Origin of the sequence: Pseudomonas sp. Bc-h, from assembly GCF_002080045.1 — a bacterium.
GTDB lineage: Bacteria > Pseudomonadota > Gammaproteobacteria > Pseudomonadales > Pseudomonadaceae > Aquipseudomonas.
Map to the genome: position 1 here is coordinate 333,034 of NZ_MUIN01000011.1, position 21,315 is coordinate 354,348.

The 21,315-nt window shown below is 59.7% G+C and carries 18 protein-coding genes; 9 read left to right on the plus strand and 9 right to left on the minus strand.

Annotated elements, in window-relative coordinates; genetic code table 11:
* Positions 1-15: 15 nt before the first annotated feature.
* A complete protein-coding gene (locus BWR59_RS21890; RefSeq protein WP_081567717.1) occupies positions 16-3,489 on the plus strand; it encodes a hybrid sensor histidine kinase/response regulator in 3,474 nt (1,157 codons plus the stop codon).
* Positions 3,490-3,528: 39 nt separating this feature from the next.
* Here the strand turns inward: BWR59_RS21890 and aceK are convergent, their stop codons facing one another.
* From aceK to cysK, 5 genes are all read right to left on the minus strand, one after another.
* Positions 3,529-5,259, minus strand: a complete 1,731-nt coding sequence (aceK, locus tag BWR59_RS21895) for a bifunctional isocitrate dehydrogenase kinase/phosphatase (protein WP_081567718.1) — start codon at positions 5,257-5,259, stop codon at positions 3,529-3,531.
* A 64-nt stretch (positions 5,260-5,323) separates the two neighbouring features.
* Positions 5,324-6,178 (minus strand): DMT family transporter, encoded by an 855-nt coding sequence (locus BWR59_RS21900; RefSeq protein WP_081567719.1) that lies wholly within the window; start codon positions 6,176-6,178, stop codon positions 5,324-5,326.
* A 104-nt stretch (positions 6,179-6,282) separates the two neighbouring features.
* The gene (locus BWR59_RS32100) at positions 6,283-6,492 is read right to left on the minus strand and encodes a hypothetical protein (RefSeq protein WP_143490904.1); all 210 of its coding nucleotides are present in this window, start codon (positions 6,490-6,492) and stop codon (positions 6,283-6,285) included.
* Positions 6,493-6,552: 60 nt separating this feature from the next.
* Positions 6,553-7,491: an aspartyl/asparaginyl beta-hydroxylase domain-containing protein gene (locus BWR59_RS21905; RefSeq protein ID WP_081567720.1), complete on the minus strand. Its 939-nt coding sequence runs from the start codon at positions 7,489-7,491 to the stop codon at positions 6,553-6,555.
* Between the two features lie 247 nt (positions 7,492-7,738).
* Positions 7,739-8,713, minus strand: coding sequence for a cysteine synthase A (gene cysK / locus BWR59_RS21910; protein WP_081567721.1), 975 nt, complete (start codon positions 8,711-8,713; stop codon positions 7,739-7,741).
* 125 nt (positions 8,714-8,838) lie between these two features.
* Between cysK and BWR59_RS21915 the strand changes: the two genes are divergently transcribed.
* The 3 genes from BWR59_RS21915 to BWR59_RS21925 all read left to right on the plus strand — a co-directional run bounded on the left by BWR59_RS21915 (position 8,839) and on the right by BWR59_RS21925 (position 12,351).
* Positions 8,839-9,915 carry a DUF748 domain-containing protein gene (locus BWR59_RS21915; RefSeq protein ID WP_081567722.1) on the plus strand — a complete coding sequence of 359 codons (1,077 nt, stop codon included), beginning with the start codon at positions 8,839-8,841 and terminating at the stop codon, positions 9,913-9,915.
* Positions 9,916-10,296: 381 nt separating this feature from the next.
* The gene (locus BWR59_RS21920) at positions 10,297-11,142 is read left to right on the plus strand and encodes a MoxR family ATPase (RefSeq protein ID WP_081567723.1); all 846 of its coding nucleotides are present in this window, start codon (positions 10,297-10,299) and stop codon (positions 11,140-11,142) included.
* A gap of 30 nt (positions 11,143-11,172) precedes the next feature.
* Entirely contained in the window at positions 11,173-12,351 is a 1,179-nt protein-coding gene (locus BWR59_RS21925) for a VWA domain-containing protein (RefSeq protein ID WP_081567724.1), read from the plus strand.
* Positions 12,352-12,382: 31 nt separating this feature from the next.
* Here the strand turns inward: BWR59_RS21925 and BWR59_RS21930 are convergent, their stop codons facing one another.
* The 4 genes from BWR59_RS21930 to BWR59_RS21945 form a co-directional block, all read right to left on the minus strand.
* A complete protein-coding gene (locus tag BWR59_RS21930; RefSeq protein ID WP_081567725.1) occupies positions 12,383-12,757 on the minus strand; it encodes a hypothetical protein in 375 nt (124 codons plus the stop codon).
* Positions 12,754-13,104 (minus strand): helix-turn-helix transcriptional regulator, encoded by a 351-nt coding sequence (locus tag BWR59_RS21935; RefSeq protein ID WP_081567726.1) that lies wholly within the window; start codon positions 13,102-13,104, stop codon positions 12,754-12,756. The genes BWR59_RS21930 and BWR59_RS21935 overlap by 4 nt, the downstream gene beginning before the upstream one ends.
* 207 nt (positions 13,105-13,311) lie before the next feature.
* On the minus strand, positions 13,312-13,761 hold the full coding sequence (locus BWR59_RS21940) for a YkvA family protein (protein ID WP_081567727.1): 450 nt from the start codon (positions 13,759-13,761) through the stop codon (positions 13,312-13,314).
* Positions 13,762-14,177: 416 nt separating this feature from the next.
* The gene (locus BWR59_RS21945) at positions 14,178-14,972 is read right to left on the minus strand and encodes an FKBP-type peptidyl-prolyl cis-trans isomerase (protein WP_081567728.1); all 795 of its coding nucleotides are present in this window, start codon (positions 14,970-14,972) and stop codon (positions 14,178-14,180) included.
* 395 nt (positions 14,973-15,367) lie between these two features.
* Here BWR59_RS21945 and BWR59_RS21950 point away from each other — a divergent pair, with 395 nt between their 5' ends.
* The 5 genes from BWR59_RS21950 (at position 15,368) to BWR59_RS21970 (ending at position 21,182) form a co-directional block, all read left to right on the plus strand.
* Positions 15,368-16,420: an ABC transporter substrate-binding protein gene (locus BWR59_RS21950; protein ID WP_081567729.1), complete on the plus strand. Its 1,053-nt coding sequence runs from the start codon at positions 15,368-15,370 to the stop codon at positions 16,418-16,420.
* A gap of 12 nt (positions 16,421-16,432) precedes the next feature.
* Positions 16,433-17,359, plus strand: coding sequence for an ABC transporter permease (locus BWR59_RS21955; RefSeq protein WP_081567730.1), 927 nt, complete (start codon positions 16,433-16,435; stop codon positions 17,357-17,359).
* The gene (locus tag BWR59_RS21960; RefSeq protein ID WP_178111241.1) at positions 17,360-18,154 is read left to right on the plus strand and encodes an ABC transporter permease; all 795 of its coding nucleotides are present in this window, start codon (positions 17,360-17,362) and stop codon (positions 18,152-18,154) included.
* Positions 18,155-18,475: 321 nt separating this feature from the next.
* Positions 18,476-19,936, plus strand: a complete 1,461-nt coding sequence (locus BWR59_RS21965; protein WP_081567731.1) for an NAD-dependent succinate-semialdehyde dehydrogenase — start codon at positions 18,476-18,478, stop codon at positions 19,934-19,936.
* A 157-nt stretch (positions 19,937-20,093) separates the two neighbouring features.
* Positions 20,094-21,182 carry an ABC transporter ATP-binding protein gene (locus BWR59_RS21970; RefSeq protein WP_081567732.1) on the plus strand — a complete coding sequence of 363 codons (1,089 nt, stop codon included), beginning with the start codon at positions 20,094-20,096 and terminating at the stop codon, positions 21,180-21,182.
* Positions 21,183-21,315: the final 133 nt, after the last annotated feature.

Here is a 21,315-nt window from a genome sequence, read left to right on the forward strand (position 1 = left end):
GAATCTGGAGTTCCCATGTCGCTGTCCAGCGGACTGATCGCCGCCGTTGCCCTGGCCTATATGGCCATCATGTTCGCCATCGCCTTCTACGGCGATCGTCGCAGCGGTGCCCTGCCGCCCAGACTGCGCGCCTGGGTCTATAGCCTGTCACTGGCGGTCTACTGCACCAGCTGGACATTCTTCGGCGCGGTGGGTCAGGCCGCCGAGCAGTTGTGGTCGTTTCTGCCGATCTATCTGGGGCCTATCGTGATGATGGTGCTGGCGCCCTGGGTGTTGCAGAAAATGGTGCTGATCAGCAAGCAGGAAAACATCACTTCCATCGCCGACTTCATTGCCGCGCGCTACGGCAAATCACAGACGCTGGCCGTCGTGGTGGCGCTCATCTGCCTGATCGGCGTGCTGCCCTACATCGCCTTGCAACTCAAGGGCATCGTGCTGGGAGTGAACATCCTCATCGGGGCCGGCGCCGACGCCGCGGGCACCCGCGCACAGGACACCGCGCTGATCGTGTCGCTGGTGCTGGCGCTGTTCACCATCGTCTTCGGTACTCGCAACCTCGACGCCACAGAGCACCACCGCGGCATGGTCCTGGCCATCGCCTTCGAATCGCTGGTCAAGCTGTTCGCGTTCATGGCCGTTGGCGTGTTCGTGACCTTTGGCCTGTATGACGGGGTCGACGACCTGTTCAATCAGGCGATGCTCGCGCCGCGTCTGGAAGAGTACTGGAAGGAGACGGTCAACTGGCCGTCGATGGTGGTGCAGACCGGCGTCGCGATGATGGCGATCGTCTGCCTGCCGCGACAGTTTCACGTGACGGTGGTGGAGAACATCGAGCCGCAGGATCTACGGCTGGCCAAATGGGTGTTCCCGGCGTATCTGTTGCTGGCCGGGCTGTTCGTGGTGCCGATTGCACTGGCGGGGCAGATGTTGCTGCCCAGTTCGGTATTGCCCGACTCGTTCGTGATCAGCGTTCCCCTGGCCCACGCGCACCCCGCGTTGGCGATGCTGGCATTCATTGGCGGTGCTTCGGCGGCGACTGGCATGGTGATCGTCGCCAGCGTCGCGTTGTCGACGATGGTCTCCAACGACATGCTGCTGCCGTGGCTGCTACGCCGGAAAACCGCCGAGCGCCCGTTTGAAGTCTTCCGCTACTGGATGCTCTCGGTGCGCCGGGTCAGCATCGTGGTGATCCTGCTGTTGGCCTACGTCAGCTATCGATTGCTGGGTTCAACGGCGAGCCTGGCGACCATCGGCCAGATTGCCTTTGCGGCCATCACTCAACTCACACCGGCCATGATCGGTGCGCTGTACTGGAAACAGGCCAACCGCCGGGGCGTTTTCGCCGGTCTGGCGGCAGGCGTGTTCATCTGGTTCTACACCCTCGTCCTGCCCATCACGGCCCACAGCATGGGCTGGGCGTTGAGCAGCTTCCCGTTGCTGGCGTGGCTGCACGGCAACCCGCTCAACCTGCCCATTAGCCCGTTGACCCAGGGCGTGGTGCTGTCGATGGCGGGCAATTTCATTCTCTTCGCCTGGGTATCGGTGCTGTCGCGCACACGGGTTTCCGAACACTGGCAGGCGGGGCGGTTCATCGGTCAGGAGTTACAAGCGCGGCCGAACAGCCGTTCGCTGCTGGCGGTGCAGATCGAAGACTTGCTCAAACTCTCGGCGCGTTTCGTCGGCGAAGAACGTGCACAACAAAGCTTCATCCGTTTCGCCTACCGTCAGGGCAAAGGCTTCAACCCCAACCAGAACGCCAACGGCGACTGGATCGCCCACACCGAACGGCTGCTGGCCGGTGTCCTCGGCACCTCGTCGACCCGCGCCGTGGTCAAGGCCGCCATCGAGGGCCGCGATATGCAGCTCGAAGACGTGGTGCGCATCGCCGACGAGGCGTCCGAAGTGCTGCAATTCAACCGCGCGCTGCTGCAAGGCGCGATTGAGAACATCACTCAAGGCATCAGCGTGGTGGACCAGTCGTTGCGACTGGTGGCCTGGAACGACCGCTATCTGGAGCTGTTCAATTACCCGGACGGCCTGATCAGCGTGGGTCGCCCGATTGCCGACATCATTCGCTACAACGCCGAACGAGGCCTGTTAGGGCCCGGGGAAGCGGAGGTCCACGTTGCCCGCCGCCTGCACTGGATGCGCCAGGGCCGCGCGCACACGTCCGAACGGCTGTTCCCCAACGGGCGCGTGATCGAGCTGATCGGCAACCCGATGCCAGGCGGCGGATTCGTCATGAGTTTCACCGACATCACCGCGTTCCGCGAGGCCGAGCAGGCGCTCAAGGGCGTCAATGAAAGCCTTGAACAGCGGGTCGCCGAACGCACCCGCGAACTCTCCCAACTGAACACCGCACTGACCGAAGCCAAGGCCCACGCCGAAGCCGCGAACCAGTCGAAAACCCGTTTTCTGGCGGCTGTCAGTCATGACCTGATGCAGCCCATGAACGCGGCGCGACTGTTCTCCGCAGCGCTGCAGCATGTGGATGAAAATATCCCCGATGAGGCGCAGAAGCTGATCCAGCATCTGGACAGTTCGCTGCGCTCGGCTGAAGACCTGATCAGCGATCTGCTGGATATTTCTCGTCTGGAAAACGGCAAGTTCGCGCCCACCATCGCGCCCTTCCCGCTCAACAACCTGTTCGACACGCTCGGTGCCGAGTTCAAGGCGCTGGCTCAGGAACAGGGACTGAGCTTTCGTGTACGCGGCAGCCATTTGCGCATCGCCAGCGACGTGAAACTGCTGCGTCGAGTGTTACAGAACTTCCTGACCAACGCCTTCCGTTACGCCAAAGGCCCGATTCTGCTGGGCGTCCGACGCAAGGGCGGACAATTGAGCCTTGAGGTGTGGGATCGCGGACCGGGGATTCCGGAAGACAAACGCCAAGTGATTTTCGAAGAGTTCAAACGCCTGGACAGCCATCAGACCCGCGCCGAAAAAGGCCTGGGTCTGGGGCTGGCGATTGCCGATGGTCTGTGTCGCGTATTGGGCCATACGCTGCAAGTTCGCTCATGGCCAGGCAAGGGCAGCGTGTTCAGTGTCACCGTTCCACTGGCTCGGACTCAGGCGGTGATACAACCTGTGGCGGTTGAGCCCAAACGCGCCGCGCTCAATGGCACGCAGGTGCTGTGTATCGATAACGAAGACAGCATTTTGATCGGGATGAACAGTCTGTTGAGCCGCTGGGGTTGTCAGGTCTGGACGGCGCGCAATCGCGAGGAATGCCAGGCCCTGCTCGACGATGGCATTCGCCCGCATCTGGCGCTGGTGGACTACCACCTGGACCACGGCGAAACCGGCACCGAGCTGATGGCCTGGCTGCGCACGCAACTGGGCGAGCCGGTGCCTGGTGTGTTGATCAGCGCCGATGGCCGCCCGGAGCTGGTGGCACAGGTGCATGCGGCAGGGCTCGAGTATCTGGCCAAACCGGTGAAGCCTGCTGCGTTGAGGGCGTTGTTGAGTCGGCATGTGAGTTTGAGTTGAGGTCCCACAGGCTGAACACAGGACCCACATAGATCCCGTTCAGCTTGACGACTCGACTCCACTCTTCCTGCGATACGGAAACACATCGATCACCTTCCCGGCCCTGATCGCCTCCTGCACACCCTTCCAGTAATCGGCGTCGTACAGCTCGCCGTGCAGGCTGTTGAACAGTCGTCGTTGGCCCAAGTCAGCAAACAGAAACGGCGGAAACTCTTCGGGAAACACATCCAGCGGCCCAATCGAATACCAGGGCTCGGAGGCCATCTCGTCCTCTGGCGTGCGCGGCTCGGGGATGCGCCGGAAGTTGGCTTCGGTCAGAAAGCAGATCTCGTCATAGTCGTAGAACACCACTCGCCCATGGCGAGTGACGCCGAAATTCTTCAGCAGCATGTCGCCGGGAAAAATATTCGCCGCCGCCAGTTGCTTGATCGCCAGCCCATAGTCCTCCAGCGCTTCATGCACCTGCGCTTCGCTGGCGTTTTCCAGGTACAGATTCAGCGGGGTCATGCGCCGCTCGGTCCAGCAGTGACGAATCAACACCACGTCGTCTTCCAGCACAACGGTCGACGGCGCCACTTCCAACAATTCCTCAAGACACTGCGGCTCGAACTTGGCGAGGGGAAAGCGGAAGTCGGCGAATTCCTGGGTGTCGGCCATGCGCCCCACCCGGTCGACGTTTTTCACCAGCCGGTACTTCTCGATGACGGTGGCACGGTCGACATTCTTGGAAGGCGAAAAACGGTCCTTGATGACTTTGAACACGGTGTTGAAACCCGGCAGCGTGAACACGCTCATGACCATGCCGCGCACGCCCGGCGCCATGATGAAACGGTCGTCGGTATTGGCCAGGTGCTTGATCAGCGCGCGGTAAAACTCGGATTTGCCGTGCTTGTAGAAGCCAATCGAGGTGTACAGCTCGGCGATATGCTTGCCCGGCAGAATGCCCTTGAGAAAGCCAACGAACTCGGCCGGCACCGGCACATCGACCATGAAATACGAGCGCGTGAACGAAAAGATGATCGAGACCTCGGCCTCGTCGGTAATCAGCGTATCGATCTGCACGCCCCGCCCCTCGCGATGCAGCAATGCGATCACCAACGGCCATTGTTCGTCGAGCGTATGAACGCGCCCCACCAGATAAGCGCCCTTGTTGCGATACAGCACCGAGGAAAACAACTCCAGAGTCAATGCCGGGTCCTTGCACACCCAGTCTGGCAGGCACTCGCGTAACAGGGTTTCGATGCGTAGGAGATCGCCCGGTAAATCGGCGTAAGCCATGTTGAATCGGTAATCGCTGAACACCTGCGCCAGCATCGCCGGAAGATCGCCATGAGGCTGATAGATCCGCGTCTGCGCCGCGCGTTCGTGATGGCGCATCGAGGGCCGCGTGGTGTGGATGAACATGCAGCCATCGCTGATCAGGTCATGGCTGAACAGGCTGCAGAAGATCGAGTTGTACCAGGTCTCGGCCAGCTCATCGTCCAGGCGCGGATCGATGAGTTCGATGTAGGCGCTTTTCACCTGAGGCCAGCAGGAAGCATCCAGCAGAACGTCCCCGGCAAAAGCCTTGATCAGCCAGCCCGTCACCTCGCTGACCTTCTCCTCATACAGACTGATACGCGCCGCCGACGCCGCTTGCGCCTCCTGCCACAATGCCTGCTCGAAACGGGCCTGAGCGCCGTCGGCAATACGCCGGAAATGATCGCGGTAATCATCGAAACCGTCGAGGATCAGGCTGGCGATTTCAGCGGCGGGCCAAGGAGTGGACATGGCGGATGCTCGGGAAGGCAAGATCCGCCAAGCGTAGCAGCGCGCTCGCGCAAGGTAGGTGCCGCTACTTCACCTTACGAAACACGAACACCAGCCCCACCACAATCAGCACCATTCCCAGCATGCTCAACAGCGCCAGACGGTTGCCGAAGATCAGGTAATCCATGATCGCGGTCACGGCCGGAACCAGATAGAACAGGCTGGTGACGTTGACCAGGTTGCCCTGCGCGATCAGCCGATACAGCAAGAACGTCGCCAGCACCGAAACCACCAGTCCCATGTACAACACCGGCACGTAGAATCCGAAACTGTGTTCGAAGTGGAATGGCTGGAATGGCACGAACACCGCGCAGACCACAGCCCCGGCAAAATACTGAACCGGCAGCGTGCCCAGTGGGTTGTCGGTGATGCGCTTCTGCATGATCGAGCCGCCGGTCATGCTCAACATGCCCAGCACGCCGAACGCCATGCCGGCCAGCGAGCCGCCGTCGCCAATGCCCTGATAGACCACCAAAACCAGCCCCGCCAGCCCCAGGCAGAGCCCGAACATCCGCGAACCTGAACGACTGCGCTCGACCAGCACTGCCGTGAGGATCGGCTGCACGCCCATGATGGTGGCCATGACGCCCGGCGCGACTTTCATGTCCAGCGCCAACAGGTAGCAGATCTGGTAGGCGCCCAGCAACACCGCCCCTGTTGCCAGCGCGTAGCGCATCGACTGCCCGGTTGCAGGGAGTTTGTAGCCCAGGGTCGGGATCAGAATGGCCAGCGCGACCAACGCCAGCAAGAAACGGAACAGCAAAAACGCGAACGGCGAAGCATGGGTCAGGCCCCACTTGGAAACGATGGCCCCGCTACTCCAGAGCAGGACGAACAGCGTAGTCGTGGCCAGCGAGGCCAGCGCTTTGTTAGCGAACATGATGTCACCTGTGATTCAGACAAAATCGGACCCGGCAAAGAACCGGATTCACTGATGTTTTGTTGGGGTTTGCAGGCGTGGATCGACAGCTTCAGCGCAGTCGATCAGCCCAGCACAACCACGGCTGGCGGCGAAACAACGCACGCAACCGGGCCGGTCACAGGAGCAGGAGGTGGATAGCGCGTGATGTAGAACGCTTGCTGGCACCCGCACGGCTCAGCCACAGCGGACGCTGCGGTATCGAACACGAGTTGCGAGTGGGAAGCAGGCATGGCGCTGATCTTCTTCGGAATGAGGGGTGGGTGTTTCGACATGTTTCGAAGCACCGGCGCTGAATATAACCAGCGCGCGGTGCGCGATGCAACGTTTAGTTATCAGCCGAACAGCCAGTAACCCAGCAGCGTCAGGACGATCACCGCCAGCACCGGACGCAGGATGCGGTAGGACTTGGGATTGGCGCGTTTGAACTGCTTCACCTTGCCGCTGAACGCGTTGCTGAAACGCTTGCTGAACGCATAAGCCTGGTTGATCCCGCCGACACGCTCGTCGTCGGTATTCTGCGGCGCGGTGGCGCGACCGAGAAACGCACTGACGCTGCGGTTGATCGATCTCATGAAACGGTTGCTCAGAGGGCGTTCGATGTCGCAGAACAGAATCACCCGCGTGACATCGGTTTCGTTCTTGACCCAGTGCACGTAGGTCTCGTCGAACATCACGTCTTCACCGTCACGCCAGGCGTAGACCTTGCCATCGACGAAGATTCGGCAGTCATCGGAGTTCGGCGTCGACAGGCCCAGGTGATAACGCAGGGAGCCGGCGAACGGATCGCGGTGCGGGTTCAGGTGACTGCCACCCGGCAGCAGCGCGAACATCGCGCCCTTCACGTTGGGAATACGGCTGACCAGCTCAACGGTTTTCGGGCATAGCGCCTCGGCCGAGGGCAACGGTTTGTCGTACCACTTGAGGTAGAAACGCTTCCAGCCCTTCTTGAAGAACGAACCGAAACCGGCGTCGTTGTCCTTGGCGGCGGCGCGAATATAGCCCTCGTCGAACAAGTGCATCGCTTCGTCGCGGATGGTTTCCCAGTTGTCCTTGAGCACGTCGAGTTCAGGGAACTTGCTGCGGTCCAGATACGGCTTGGATGGCACGCTGGAGAACAGGTACATCAAGGCGTTGTAGGGGGCGAACAGTGCGGAGTGGTTCACGAACTGGCGCAACACCGGCAACCGCGCCTTGCCGCGCAGATGCACGTACAGCGTGCTGCCCACGAACAGCAGCAGGATCGCCGCCTTGGCAGCGAAAGAAAGGGTCATGAAACTCTCCTTGAAGATGGCCTGTAGCAGTCCGGCTCGCCGGCGGTAACGCCTTCGAGTTCGCCACCGCCGGCGAGCCGGACCGCTACAGAAGCGTTACGCGCGCGGTGTCGGTAAAAATCCCGCGCCATTCTAAAACACTGCAAAACCCGCTGGATGACCTGTGACAAGGTCCCGACAAGTCTGGATGGCGGCCATCATAAGCCTTAGTCAGCCCGGTAAAAAGCCAAAGAGCCTCACGATACGACTACTGGGTCAGCTCCTGTTCAGTAAACAGGTCGCTGAACAGCATGCTCGACAAATAACGCTCGCCTGAATCCGGTAGCACCACAACGATGGTCTTGCCTTGCATTTCCGGTTTTTCCGCCAGACGCACCGCCGCCTGCATGGCGGCGCCACAGGAGATACCGCACAGAATCCCCTCCTCCTGCATCAGGCGCAGGGCCATGGCCTTGGCCTCTTCATCGCTCACCAGTTCGACCCTGTCGACCAGCGACAGGTCGAGGTTTTTCGGGATGAAGCCTGCGCCAATGCCCTGGATCTTGTGCGGGCTGGGGGTGATTTCCTGGCCGGCCATGGCCTGGGTGATGATCGGCGAAATCATCGGCTCGACCGCCACCGAGATGATCGGCTTGCCCATGGTGTGCTTGATGTAGCGCGACACGCCCGTGATGGTGCCGCCAGTACCAACGCCCGCGACGAGCACGTCGATGGCGCCGTCTGTATCGTTCCAGATTTCCGGGCCGGTGGTCTTCTCGTGAATGGCCGGGTTGGCCGGGTTCTCGAACTGCGCGGGCATGAAGAATTTGTCCGGGTCGCTGGCCACCAGTTCCTCGGCCTTGGCGATAGAGCCTTTCATGCCTTTCGCAGGCTCGGTCAGCACCAGCTCGGCGCCAAGGGCCTTGAGGACCTTGCGCCGTTCTATGCTCATGGAAGCCGGCATCGTCAGCATCAATTTATAACCACGCGCGGCGGCAACGAATGCCAGCCCGATACCCGTATTGCCGGAGGTCGGCTCCACAATGGTCATGCCCGGCTTGAGTTTGCCGCGGCTCTCAGCGTCCCAGATCATGTTCGCGCCGATGCGGCACTTCACCGAATACCCCGGATTACGCCCCTCGATCTTGGCCAGAATCGTGACCCCGCGCGGCGCGATGCGGTTGATCTGCACCAGCGGCGTATTGCCGATGGAATGGGCGTTGTCTGCGTAAATACGGCTCATGACCGGGTCCTTGTGCAGGTTTGGAAAAGCCCAAAGCCTATGCTTGGGTGCTTATTACGTCCAGCTCAAGCGAACGGATCACAACGCCGGCAGTCAACAAATCTAGTAAACCGGAGAACGTTGCCATGAAACGTCGCTATAGCTGGCCGCTGTGGACAGTCGTGGGCCTCGTCGTCTTGCTGATCGCGGTCCACATCGCACTGCCCTACGTGGTGCGCAACTACTTGAACGACAAGCTTGCCGACATGGGCGATTACCGCGGCCATGTGACCGACGTTGACCTGGCGCTGTGGCGCGGGGCGTACAAGATCAACGGCCTGAACATCGTCAAGGTCGACGGCAAGGTGCCGGTCCCGCTGCTCAAGGTGCCTGTGATCGATCTCTCGGTCAGCTGGCACTCACTCTGGTACGACCACGCCGTGGTAGCAGAGGTTGCGTTTGTCAGCCCCGAGCTCAACTTCGTCGACGGTGGCGCCGACAAACAGCAGTCCCAGACCGGTGCAGGCACTGACTGGCGTGCGCAATTGAACAAGCTGCTGCCCATCACCCTTAACGAAGTCCGCGTTCAGGACGGCAAGATAACGTTCAGCAACTTCAACTCGACGCCCAAGGTAAAAATAGAGGCCGACAAGGTCAACGCCAGCGTCTACAACCTGACTAACGTGGTGGACACCGCCGGCAAGCGCGACGCCCGCTTCGAAGGCAAGGCCCTGCTCCTGGGCAACGCCCCTCTGGAAACCACCGCAACCTTCGACCCGTTCAGCAACTTCGAAGACTTCGATTTCAAACTGCGCGTCACCGAGGTGCAACTCAAACAGATGAACGACTTCGCCTCGGCCTACGGCAAGTTCGACTTCAATGCCGGCAACGGCGACATCGTCATCGAGGCCCATGCCAACAAGGGCCAGCTCAGCGGCTACATCAAACCCTTGCTGCGCGACGTCGATATCTTCAATTGGCAGCAAGACGTCGAGAATCAGAACAAAGGCTTTTTCCGCTCGATCTGGGAAGCGATGGTCGGTGCTGGCGAAACCGTGCTCAAGAACCAGCGCAAAAACCAGTTCGCCACCCGCGTCGAACTCAGCGGCAGCGTGCACAAACAGGACGTCAGCGCATTTCAAGCCTTCCTGCAGATCCTGCGCAACGCGTTCGTCCAAGCGTTCAACACGCGGTATGACAGCGGGAAGAAAGAGGCACAGTGATGAAGGTAAAGCCGTCTACGCCTACCCGCCTGACGTCACCGCTCAAATCCACGATTGATTCCTGATTGTTGGCGAAAGTGAGCGCCAGCCTGTACCCCTCAAGGACCCAAACGGCGATAAGTCTCGGTCTATCCATATATTCCGTCATTTTGCCTTCCCTGCTGGCCGTCTATAACAACGCTGAATCGTATCGCCGAATGTTTTCGACAGACACGAGCGTTACAATTTTCTACGCAGTCAAACCGCGACTCGCCATTCAGCTACTGAATAAAGCGTCTGCGTTAACAGTCGTGCGAGGGGCGCGTTATAGTCGGCGCATTCTTATTGCAGATTTGCGCCGTGTGGCCATTGTGTCCGCACGCCACGTTCGAGGATTTACCGATGAAGTTCGAAGGCACCCGCGCCTACGTCGCCACCGACGACCTGAAGCTTGCCGTCAATGCCGCCATCACGCTGGAGCGCCCGCTGCTGGTCAAGGGCGAGCCCGGCACCGGCAAGACCATGCTCGCCGAGCAACTGGCTGAATCCTTCGGCGCCAAACTGATCACCTGGCACATCAAATCCACCACCAAGGCTCATCAGGGCCTGTACGAGTACGACGCGGTCAGCCGCCTGCGCGACTCACAGCTAGGTGTGGATAAAGTCCACGACGTGCGCAACTACCTGAAGAAAGGCAAGCTTTGGGAGGCGTTCGAGGCCGAGGAGCGGGTCATTCTGCTGATCGACGAAATCGACAAGGCTGACATCGAATTCCCCAACGACCTGCTGCAAGAACTCGACAAGATGGAGTTCTACGTTTACGAAATCGACGAGACGATCAAGGCCAAGAAACGCCCGATCATCATCATTACTTCCAACAATGAGAAAGAGCTGCCGGATGCGTTCCTGCGCCGCTGCTTCTTCCACTACATTGCCTTCCCTGACCGCAACACCCTGCAGCAGATCGTCGACGTGCATTACCCCGACATCAAGAAGGACCTGGTCAGCGAAGCGCTGGACGTGTTCTTCGATGTGCGCAAAGTCCCAGGCTTGAAGAAGAAGCCCTCGACCTCCGAGCTGGTGGACTGGCTGAAGCTGTTGATGGCCGACAACATCGGTGAGGCCGTACTGCGCGAACGCGACCCGACCAAGGCTATCCCGCCACTGGCAGGCGCGTTGGTGAAGAACGAGCAGGACGTGCAATTGCTGGAGCGTCTGGCGTTCATGAGCCGTCGTGGCAATCGCTGAGTTCCTTCCGATAAGTGCGGGACAACCATCATGTTGCTCAACCTGTTCAACGAAATGCGCGCAGCCAAGGTGCCGGTCTCGGTGCGTGAACTGCTCGACCTGATCAACGCTCTGAAACAGCGGGTGACGTTCGCCGACATGGACGAGTTCTACTACTTGTCGCGGGCGATCCTGGTCAAGGACGAGCGTCATTTCGACAAGTTCGACCGGGCGTTCGGTGCCTATTTCAATGGGCTGGAAAAACTCGACGATCACTTGCAGGCGCTGATTCCCGAAGACTGGCTACGCAAGGAATTCGAACGCTCACTGACCGACGAAGAACGCGCGCAGATCCAGTCCCTTGGCGGCCTCGACAAGTTGATCGAGGAGTTCAAGAAGCGTCTTGAGGAACAGAAGGAACGCCACGCAGGCGGCAATAAATGGATCGGCACCGGCGGCACCAGCCCTTTCGGTTCAGGCGGCTATAACCCGGAGGGCATTCGCGTCGGTGACGCTGGCAAGCGTCAGGGCAAGGCGGCCAAGGTCTGGGATCAGCGCGAGTACAAAAACCTCGACGATCAGGTCGAGCTCGGCACGCGCAACATCAAGGTCGCGTTGCGGCGTCTGCGCAAGTTCGCGCGCCAGGGTGCTGCAGACGAGCTTGATATAGACGGTACCATCGACCACACGGCTCGCGATGCCGGTTTGCTGAACATCCAGATGCGGCCGGAACGTCGCAACACCATCAAGCTGTTGCTGCTGTTCGACATCGGCGGATCGATGGATGCCCATGTGAAGATCTGCGAAGAACTGTTCTCGGCCTGCAAGACCGAGTTCAAGCACATGGAGTATTTCTACTTCCACAACTTCATCTATGAGTCGGTGTGGAAGAACAATCTGCGCCGTACCTCGGAACGCACTTCCACCCAGGATCTGCTGCACAAGTACGGCGCCGACTACAAGGTGATCTTCATCGGTGACGCGGCCATGGCTCCCTACGAAATCACCCAGCCAGGCGGCAGCGTCGAACACTGGAACGAAGAAGCTGGCTACGTCTGGATGCACCGCTTCATGGCCAAGTTCAAGAAGATCATCTGGATCAACCCCTACCCCAAAGATGCCTGGGGCTATACCACCTCGACCAACATCGTGCGCGACCTGATCGAAGACCAGATGTACCCCTTGACGTTGCGTGGGCTGGAAGAAGGCATGCGCTACCTGGCCAAATGAGGCCAGGTCAGTCGGTAACGGGCAGGCCGGATCACTCAGGCCTCGCCTCCTCCGGGTACTCGAACTCGAAAACCCTGACCACTTCAGACGCATGCCAGGACGCAGCAGCGACGCCGTCGGACGGCCCTGAGAAACGGCCCAGGCGTTCAGCGCACTCGAAGAATCCGGTGCGCGGCAGGCGGCTGGCCCCCTGACTGATTACCAGAGAACTGCGCAGCGGCTGTTCTGCACGGGCATCAATGGCGGCCAGGTGTTCGAGTGCGGCGGTAAGGGTCTGCATCGCAGGGCTTGGCAGCTGAATGCGTTCCAGCAGCGCGCGATAGGTGACCAGATGGCGTTGCCGACGAGCCAGATCCAGTTCAGCCAGCAGCGCTTCCCAATGCTGACGGCTGATCCGTACGCTCATGGCTCACCTCGCCAGCCCGGAACACCCAGTTCCCACGCCAGGCTTCGTCGAATTGCTGCATCGGGTTGGCGCGTGCCGTTCTCGATCAACTCAAGATATGAAGGGCTGATACCCACCGAACGAGCCAATTGCGCGAGCTCCAGCCCTTTGGCCTGACGCAGCGAGCCCAATTGATCGAACGAAGGGAAATCGACAGAAGCAGAGGCTGTTGATTCGGCAGATTGAAATGTGGACGCGGTTTCTTGTGGACGAGCAACGCCGGCCGCCTGCAACAGGGCCTGATAATGCGCCCATGGCAGCACTGCGTACTCTGGCTCTCCATCACGAGAAATGACCTGAAGATCCATACCACCCCCTGTAGGACAAAAAACTGTTTCAAGTAATCTTTTTCTTTGTATTGCGGCATCTTAACAGCGGAAGGGGAGAACTTGCGTGCACGTAATCGACAGAGTTTTCTCAGGAGCGACTTTTTCGAGGGTATCTCGCCAGAAAATCGAGGAGATGACAGAAATTCGATAGGGAGAGAGCGTGAGAGCGTTGTGGCGGGGCCGCTGTCAATCCTTCTTCTCACGCTCCAGCAACTTCGGTGTCGCAGGCAGGCGTTCGACCACCGCCAGTTTTTCGGGATTCTGCCGCTCGCGCCAGGCACGGAATGCGCTCAGTTCGGCTTCCAGATTCTTCATTACCCACGCCAGCACGGCGATGTCATCGAGCATACCCAGCCCCGGTATCCAGTCAGGAATGGCGTCCAGGGGACTGAGGAAATACATCAACCCTGCGACCACCGACAGGATCGCCTTACCGCTGATGGCCCGATACTCGCCGCGCCAGTACGCCAGACAAAGCGCTTGCAGCAGCTTGAGGTCTTCCTTGAGCTTGCCCAGCCGATTGCCCTCACTCGCCGCTTTGCCAGCCACGGCGAACAGCAACGCGGGTAAGCGGCCAGCCGCCATCAGCCGTTTGGCCATGGGTAGATAGCGGATGAAGTTCCAGGGTGCTTTCATATTCACTCCAGCGATATCGATAAAAATCGACCAATCGGTCAATCGCCTCTGATGCAAGGACCCGTAGGCATTTTGCAAGCCCGCACGCGCGAAAGGTTATCCACACAAATTGTGGATAACCTTGTGAACAGAGCCGTTCTGCGGCGCTGAAACGCCCGTTCTATAGGGCGTGGGCTTAAATCGCGCGTTTTTTACTCACAAAAATAAACGCAAGAAACCGTTGACTTGGGGATGCGTCGAAGCTATCGGAGACACCTGAACCCGGCGCCTGACCTACTCGCAAACCCGACATTTGCCCAATCTGCCAACGGTATTGGGACTCTACTTGCCCTGCCCGGTTCGATTTGTTTTCAACAAAAATGAAAATGCCCCGTCGAGACGGGGCATTTTCGTACAACAGGCAATCGAGTTATCGATTACTTCTTGGCTGCAGGCTTGGCGGGTTCAGGAGCCGGTGCAGCTTCTTCTTCCTCGTCCGCGCCAGCAGCGCCGCCAGCGGCGTCGTTACCTGCGGCAGCCGGATCCTTGATGCCCAGCAGTTCCAGGTCGAAGACCAGAACCGAGTTCGCCGGGATCATCGGGCTTGGGCTTTGCGCGCCATAGGCCAGATCGCTAGGGATGTACAGCTTGATCTTCTCACCGACGTGCATCAGTTGCAGGCCTTCGACCCAACCCGGGATCACGCCACTCACTGGCAGATCGATCGGGCTGCCGCGCTCTACGGAACTGTCGAATACCTTGCCGTCAGTCAGCTTGCCTTCGTAGTGAACGGTCACGACGTCAGTAGGCTTGGGAACCGGGCCGTCAGCTTTCTTGACGATTTCGTATTGCAGGCCGGAAGCGGTAGTGGTGACTTCCTTGCGCTTGCCGTTTTCTTCGAGGAATTTCTTGCCAGCGGCTGCCGACTCTTCACTCATCTTGGCCATGCGCTCTTCGGCACGCTTTTGCAGATCGCCGAACGCGGCAACCAGCTCTTCGTCCTTGAGTTTCTGTTCTTTCTTGCCGACCGCATCTTCAATACCCAGCGCTACGGCTTTGGAATCCAGATCGTCCATGCCTTCCTGAGCCAGGCTCTTGCCCATGTTCAGGCCGATGCCATAAGAGGCTTTTTGTGCCGGGGTTTTCAGCTCAACGGTGCTGGCTTGCTTATCGCAGCCCGCGAGTACCAGACCGACCAGGGCAATCGCCGCTGCCAACCGATGCTGTTTCATCCTGTTTCCTTGTTCATGCGCCAATAGGGCAAACGAGTAAAGCCGCGAGCTTATCAGGCCGCCGCGATCAATGGCTACCGGCATGAGAGGGGGAAAAGGCAGATAAGTTCAGGTAACCAAAGGTTTTCTTGTTTGATCGAGAAAACCGTTCAGTTTTGGTTCAGGCACACGCTGGAAATACGAATTCTACGCGTAGGGACTTTCCGAGAGGACCAAACGCAGGACATGCCGTCAGCGTTCCCTATTTCGCAATAAAGCACTTTTCGGCAGGGCATTTATGTCCTCTTCATTCATGGACAAGGCAGTACATTAAGGACTGCATGGTCCCGCAGAGCGACCGACAACAAAACCTCCAGCTCGCTTATGAAATCTGCCAACCATCCGGAGCCTTCCTTATGACCAAACCCCGTAGCAACGCATTGAAGCTGGCGAGTCTGGCGTTATTGATCAGCGGCACCACCCAGGCCTTTGCCGAAGACATCACGTTCGTCTCTCAGGGGGGTGCTTATCAGGAAGCGCAGAGCAAGGCGATCCTTGAGCCTGCGGCAAAGAAACTGGGCTTGACGCTGAAACAGGACAGCTCGCCCAAGGCTTATCCGATCATCAAGACACAGGTCGAGAGCGGCAAAGTTACGTGGGATGTGGTGGATCTGCCCACCGGCGACTGCATTCGCGGGGAGTCGGAAGGTCTTTTCGAGAAGCTGGACCTGGCCCTGATTCCCAATGCCGCCCAGCTGCCAGCAGCACTGAGAGACGATTACAGCGTGGGCTACATCAGTTACTCCACCGTACTGGCCTATCGCACCGATGCGTTCAAGGGCAAGGACGTGCCCAAGACTTGGGCTGATTTCTGGGACACCAAGAAATTTCCCGGCCAGCGCTCGCTGCGCAATCTGCCCCGCCCTACCCTGGAAATCGCCTTGCTGGCCGACGGCGTTCCTGCCGACAAGCTCTATCCGATGGATGTCGATCGTGCGTTCAGGAAACTGGAGCAGATCAAGCCCGACATCGCGACCTGGTGGACCTCCGGCGGACAGTCCGCCCAACTGATCAGCGACGGCGAAGTCGACATGATCCAGGCGTGGAACGGCCGCATCAGCGCTGTGCAGGCAGCCGGCGCCCCGGTGGCGTTCGACTATAACCAGGGCATTCTGGAAACCAACTCGCTGTGCGTGCTCAAAGGCTCGCAGCACAAGGCTGCCGCGATGAAGTTCGTCAATGAAGCGATCGACGCGAAGCTGCAAGCCGCGCTGCCGATGATCATTGATTACGGCCCACTCAATCCCGAAGCGTTCAACACCGGCGTGATCCCGGCCGAGCGCGCTGCGAAGCTGCCATCCTCACCTGAGAACATTTCCCGTCAGGCCCTGCTGTCCGCGCAATGGTGGGCGTCCGAGGCCGGCGTCAAAGCCGAAGAGCGCTGGTTGTCCTTCGTTCAGAAAAAGTAATGGGAGGCCCCTATGTCCAACGCTTATCTCGCCAAATCCCTCCCCGATTCCAGTGATCAGGGTCAGCCTCCGCTGACCAATGAGCATGCCCTGGCCCGTGAAGAGCGCAAGGAACACGCCTCGATGCTGCTGTTGCTTGCGCCTGCGCTGGTGATGGTGGTCGTGTTGTTGATCCTGCCGTTGTGCTGGCTGGCCGTGCAGTCGGTGCAGACCGAAGAAGGATTCTCGCTGGTCAACTACCTGCGCATCTTTCAGGAAGCGATTTACTGGGACACTTTTGCCCTGACCTTCAAGATCAGCTTTCTGGTGACCATTCTTTCGATCGTCATGGGCTTTCCGATCGCCTACGCCGCTTCGCGGTTGCATGGATTCTGGGCCAACCTGGTGTTGATCTGCGTGATCCTGCCGTTCTGGACCAGTGTGCTGGTGCGCTCCTACGCCTGGCTGGTGCTGCTGCAACGACGTGGTCTGGTGAATCAGACGCTGATTGATCTGGGCATCATCGACCAGCCCCTGAACCTGATGCACAACACCACCGGCACCGTCATCGGCACCTTGCATGTAATGCTGCCGTTCATGGTGTTGCCTCTGTATTCGGTGATGAAAAAGATCCCGCAAGACCTCATGCAGGCGTCTGAAAGTCTGGGCGCGAAACCGTTCTACACCTTTCGTCGAGTGTTCCTGCCGATGGCGGCGCCAGGCATCATGGCAGGTTCCATTCTGGTGTTCGTGATCTGCCTGGGCTTCTTCATTACCCCCGAACTGCTGGGCGGCGGTCGCACCATCCTGGTGTCGATGCTGGTGCAACGCAACGTCGAGCTGTATCACGCCTGGGGCGCTGCAAGCGCTGTCGGTCTGGTGCTGCTGTTCGTGGTGTTCCTGATCTTCTGGGGCATCAATCGCTTCATCCCCATCGAACGCATTCTGGGAGCGCGCTAAATGAATCTGCTTGCCAACCTGCGTCACATCAAACTTTCCCACGTACTATTCACCGTGGTGGTGGCGGCGATTCTGCTGTACTTGATCATCCCGGTGCTGATCGTGGTGCCAATGTCGTTTTCCGAAGCGCGTTTTCTGCAATTCCCTCCCAAGCAGTGGTCGTTCCATTGGTACGAGGCGTTCTTCAACAGCGTTGAGTGGATGTCGGCGGCGCGGGTCAGCCTGATCACTGCGTTTTTCACGATGGTGATCAGCCTGCCGATCGGCATGGCGGCCGCCTACGCCATCAACAGCTCGAGCCTGAAAGTGGTGCGCACGCTGCAGATCATTCTGTTGTTGCCGATGATGGTCCCGATCATCCTGATTGCCGCCGGTGTGTTCTTCGTCTATGCGCGGGTCGGGCTGATCAGCACCATGACCGGGCTGGTGCTGGCGCACATCATGCTGGCGCTGCCCTACGTGATCATCGCCCTGCTGGCCGGGCTGCGTAACTTCGACATGTCTCAGGAGATGGTGGCGCGCAGTCTGGGCATGAACCGCTTCCGCGCCTTCATGGCCGTGACCCTGCCGCAGATCAAGCCAAGCCTGGTGTCGGCCACGCTGTTCGCGTTCATCACATCGCTGGATGAAACCGTGGTCGCGCTGTTCATTTCCGGTGGCGACAACCAGACACTCACCAAGCGCATGTTTACCGCCCTGCGCGATGAGATCGATCCGACCATTGCGGCAATCAGTTCGATCCTGATTCTCGCGTCGCTGATCCTCGTAGTGATTGCCGGGCGCAACAAGCAGTAGGGAACACGCCACACTCTGTGGGAGCGATGATCGTTCCCACGCTCCGCGTGGGAACGGCCTCTGTGACGCTCTGCGTCACGCCGGGTGGACGCAGAGCGTCTCGGGATGCATCCCCACGCGGAGCGTGGGGACGATCATTCGCGCAGCGCAGTAGGTTTCTGCCCAACCGGCGCTCTGTTACGCGTCCAGCCTCCCAGCACAGCCTGCCGTCAATCCTCGCAATTCAGCATCTATCACCCGCCAAGCCACTCATCTCGGCATCGGCGGCTGGGCGAGGATTTTTACAATGAGTCCATCGCTCGTACCCTCAAGGCCCTGATCATGTTGAAAACCCAACTGCGTGACCCTTCACTTCTTGTCGAACGCGCCTATGTCAATGGCGCCTGGATCGCTGCCGATGACGGCCAGACCATCGACGTGACCAATCCCGCCGACGGCAGCGTCATCGCGAGGGTTCCGGCCTTGCAGGCGGCGGAGACCCGCCGTGCCATCGAGGCCGCCGAATCGCGCTTCGTCACCTGGCGCGAAGTCCCGGCGGCCGAACGTGCTCGCTATCTCGAAACCTGGTTCGCACTGATCATGGAAAACCAGGAAGACCTGGCGTTGATCATGACCGCCGAGCAAGGCAAGCCCTTGGCAGAATCCCGGGGGGAAATCGCCTACGGCGCCAGCTTCGTCAAGTGGTTCGCCGAAGAAGCGCGCCGCATTTATGGCGACACCATTCCATCCCCCGCCGCTGACCGTCGAATTCTTGTACTGAAGCAGCCCATCGGCGTGGTCGCTGCGATCACACCGTGGAACTTCCCCAACGCGATGATCACCCGCAAATGCGCGCCTGCACTGGCGGCGGGCTGTACGGTGTTGGTCAAGCCGTCGGAAATGACCCCTTTGTCGGCTCTGGCACTGGCGGTGCTGGCAGAGCGCGCGGGCATTCCAGCCGGTGTGTTCAACGTCCTGACCGGTATGCCCGCGGGCGTTGGCGGCGAGATGACCGCCAACCCTGCGGTGCGCAAGCTGTCGTTCACCGGCTCGACCCGAATCGGTCAACTGCTGATGAGCCAGTGCGCAAGCACCATCAAGCGCCTAAGCCTTGAGCTGGGCGGTAACGCGCCGTTCATTGTTTTCGACGACGCGGATCTGGATCTGGCGATTGCCGGTGTCATGCAGAGCAAATTCCGTAACGCCGGGCAGACCTGCGTGTGCGCCAACCGCATTCTGGTGCAGGACGGCATTTACGATCGCTTCGCCGAACGCCTCAGCGCTGCAGTCGCCCAATTGAAGGTCGGCGATGGCCTTGAGAGAGGCGTCACCATCGGCCCGCTGATCAACGCGGCGGCCGTGGACAAGGTCGCGCGACACATCAACGACGCGCTGGAGAAAGGAGCCAGCATCGCCATCGGCGGCGCTCCGCAAGGGGAAGGCCTGTATGTGCAGCCGACGGTCCTGCGTGATGCCAACGCCGACATGTTGCTGGCCACCGAAGAAACGTTCGGCCCGGTTGCGCCCCTGTTCCGTTTCAAGGATGAAGCCCAGGCACTGGCACTGGCCAACGCCACCCCTTACGGCTTGGGTGCCTATTACTTCACGCAGGACATGCGACGCGCCTGGCGGGTCGGCGAGCGTCTGGAGTTCGGCATGGTCGGGCTCAACACCGGGATCATTTCCATGGAGGTCGCGCCCTTCGGCGGCATGAAGCAGTCGGGTACCGGCCGCGAAGGCTCCAAATACGGCCTGGACGAGTTCCTCGAGGTCAAGGCCTGGCACATCGGCGGCCTGAACTGATTGTCGGTCGCTCACGAACAGCGCTGACATCCCGGCCGCCGCACAGCAGATCCTGTTGGAGCAGCGGCCCAAAACGGCACGAACCAGGCCTGTGCCTGTGTTCAGATGACAAGCAGACTTATCGGGCAATCCCCCGTTCTGCAGAGGAGGACGCTTCATGAATTTCACTGAAGGTTTTGAATCGGTCAGCGTCAACAAGGTGTGCAAACACTACGGCAGCCTCAAGGCATTGAACAACGTCGATCTGAAGGTCGAAGCCGGGGAATTCATGTCACTGCTCGGCCCGTCGGGTTCGGGCAAGACCACGCTGCTGAGCATTTTGGGCGGGTTCATCCGGGTCAGTTCCGGTAGCATTTTCTTCGGTGAACGGGACGTCACCCTCATGCCGCCGCACAAGCGCGAGATAGGCGTGGTGTTCCAGAACTACGCGCTGTTTCCGCACATGACCGTGGGCGAAAACGTGGCCTTCCCGCTGCGGGCCCGAGGCGAAAGCGCCAGCAAAAGCCGCGACCGGGTCAAGAGCGCACTGGCGACCGTCGAGCTGTCCGGTTATGAAGACCGAAACATTGCGGCGCTGTCCGGTGGTCAACGCCAGCGCGTGGCGCTGGCTCGCGCCATCGTCTTCGAACCCAAGCTGATCCTCATGGACGAGCCGCTGTCGGCGCTGGACAAGCAACTGCGCGAGATCATGCAGATCGAATTGCGTGCCCTGCACAAACGCCTGGGCGCGACCATGATCTACGTCACTCACGATCAGCGCGAAGCCCTGACCATGAGCGACCGCATCGCGATCATGCGCGGCGGTCAGTTGGTACAGGTCGATACGCCACGGCGCCTGCACGATCATCCGGCCAACGATTTTGTCGCCAGTTTCATCGGCGAAAGCACCTTGGTGCCGCTGCAACGTGGAGAGAACAACGGCCTGACACTGGGCACCACGGCACTGCGCACCACCCGGCCGGTGCCGCCGTCCGGGGATGTGTTCCTGGCGCTGCAATCGGAAAAACTGCTGCTCGACAACGGCAGCTCGGGCCCCGAGTGGAACCGCCTTCGCGGGCGGGTTTCCGACATCGTCTTTCAAGGTGAGAGCCTGAAGGTGTTCGTCGATCTGGAGGGCGGCCCCACCGTCAGCCTGCGTCAGCCGAGCCACCACGAAGGCAACCTAAGTCTGCCGCCAATCGGCTCGCCGATGATGATGCGCCTGCATCCTGAAGACACCATCGTCGTACCGCGCGCCGGGGTCTGATCCAGATGATCGCCCACGCAGTGCGTGGGAACGATCAACACGGTCAACGCTTTTAAAATTCCCCGCAGCGAAATATGTCGTAACACCCCCGCAAAACAGTCGATCACAGCGCTGGCCACCCCAAGTTCAGCGC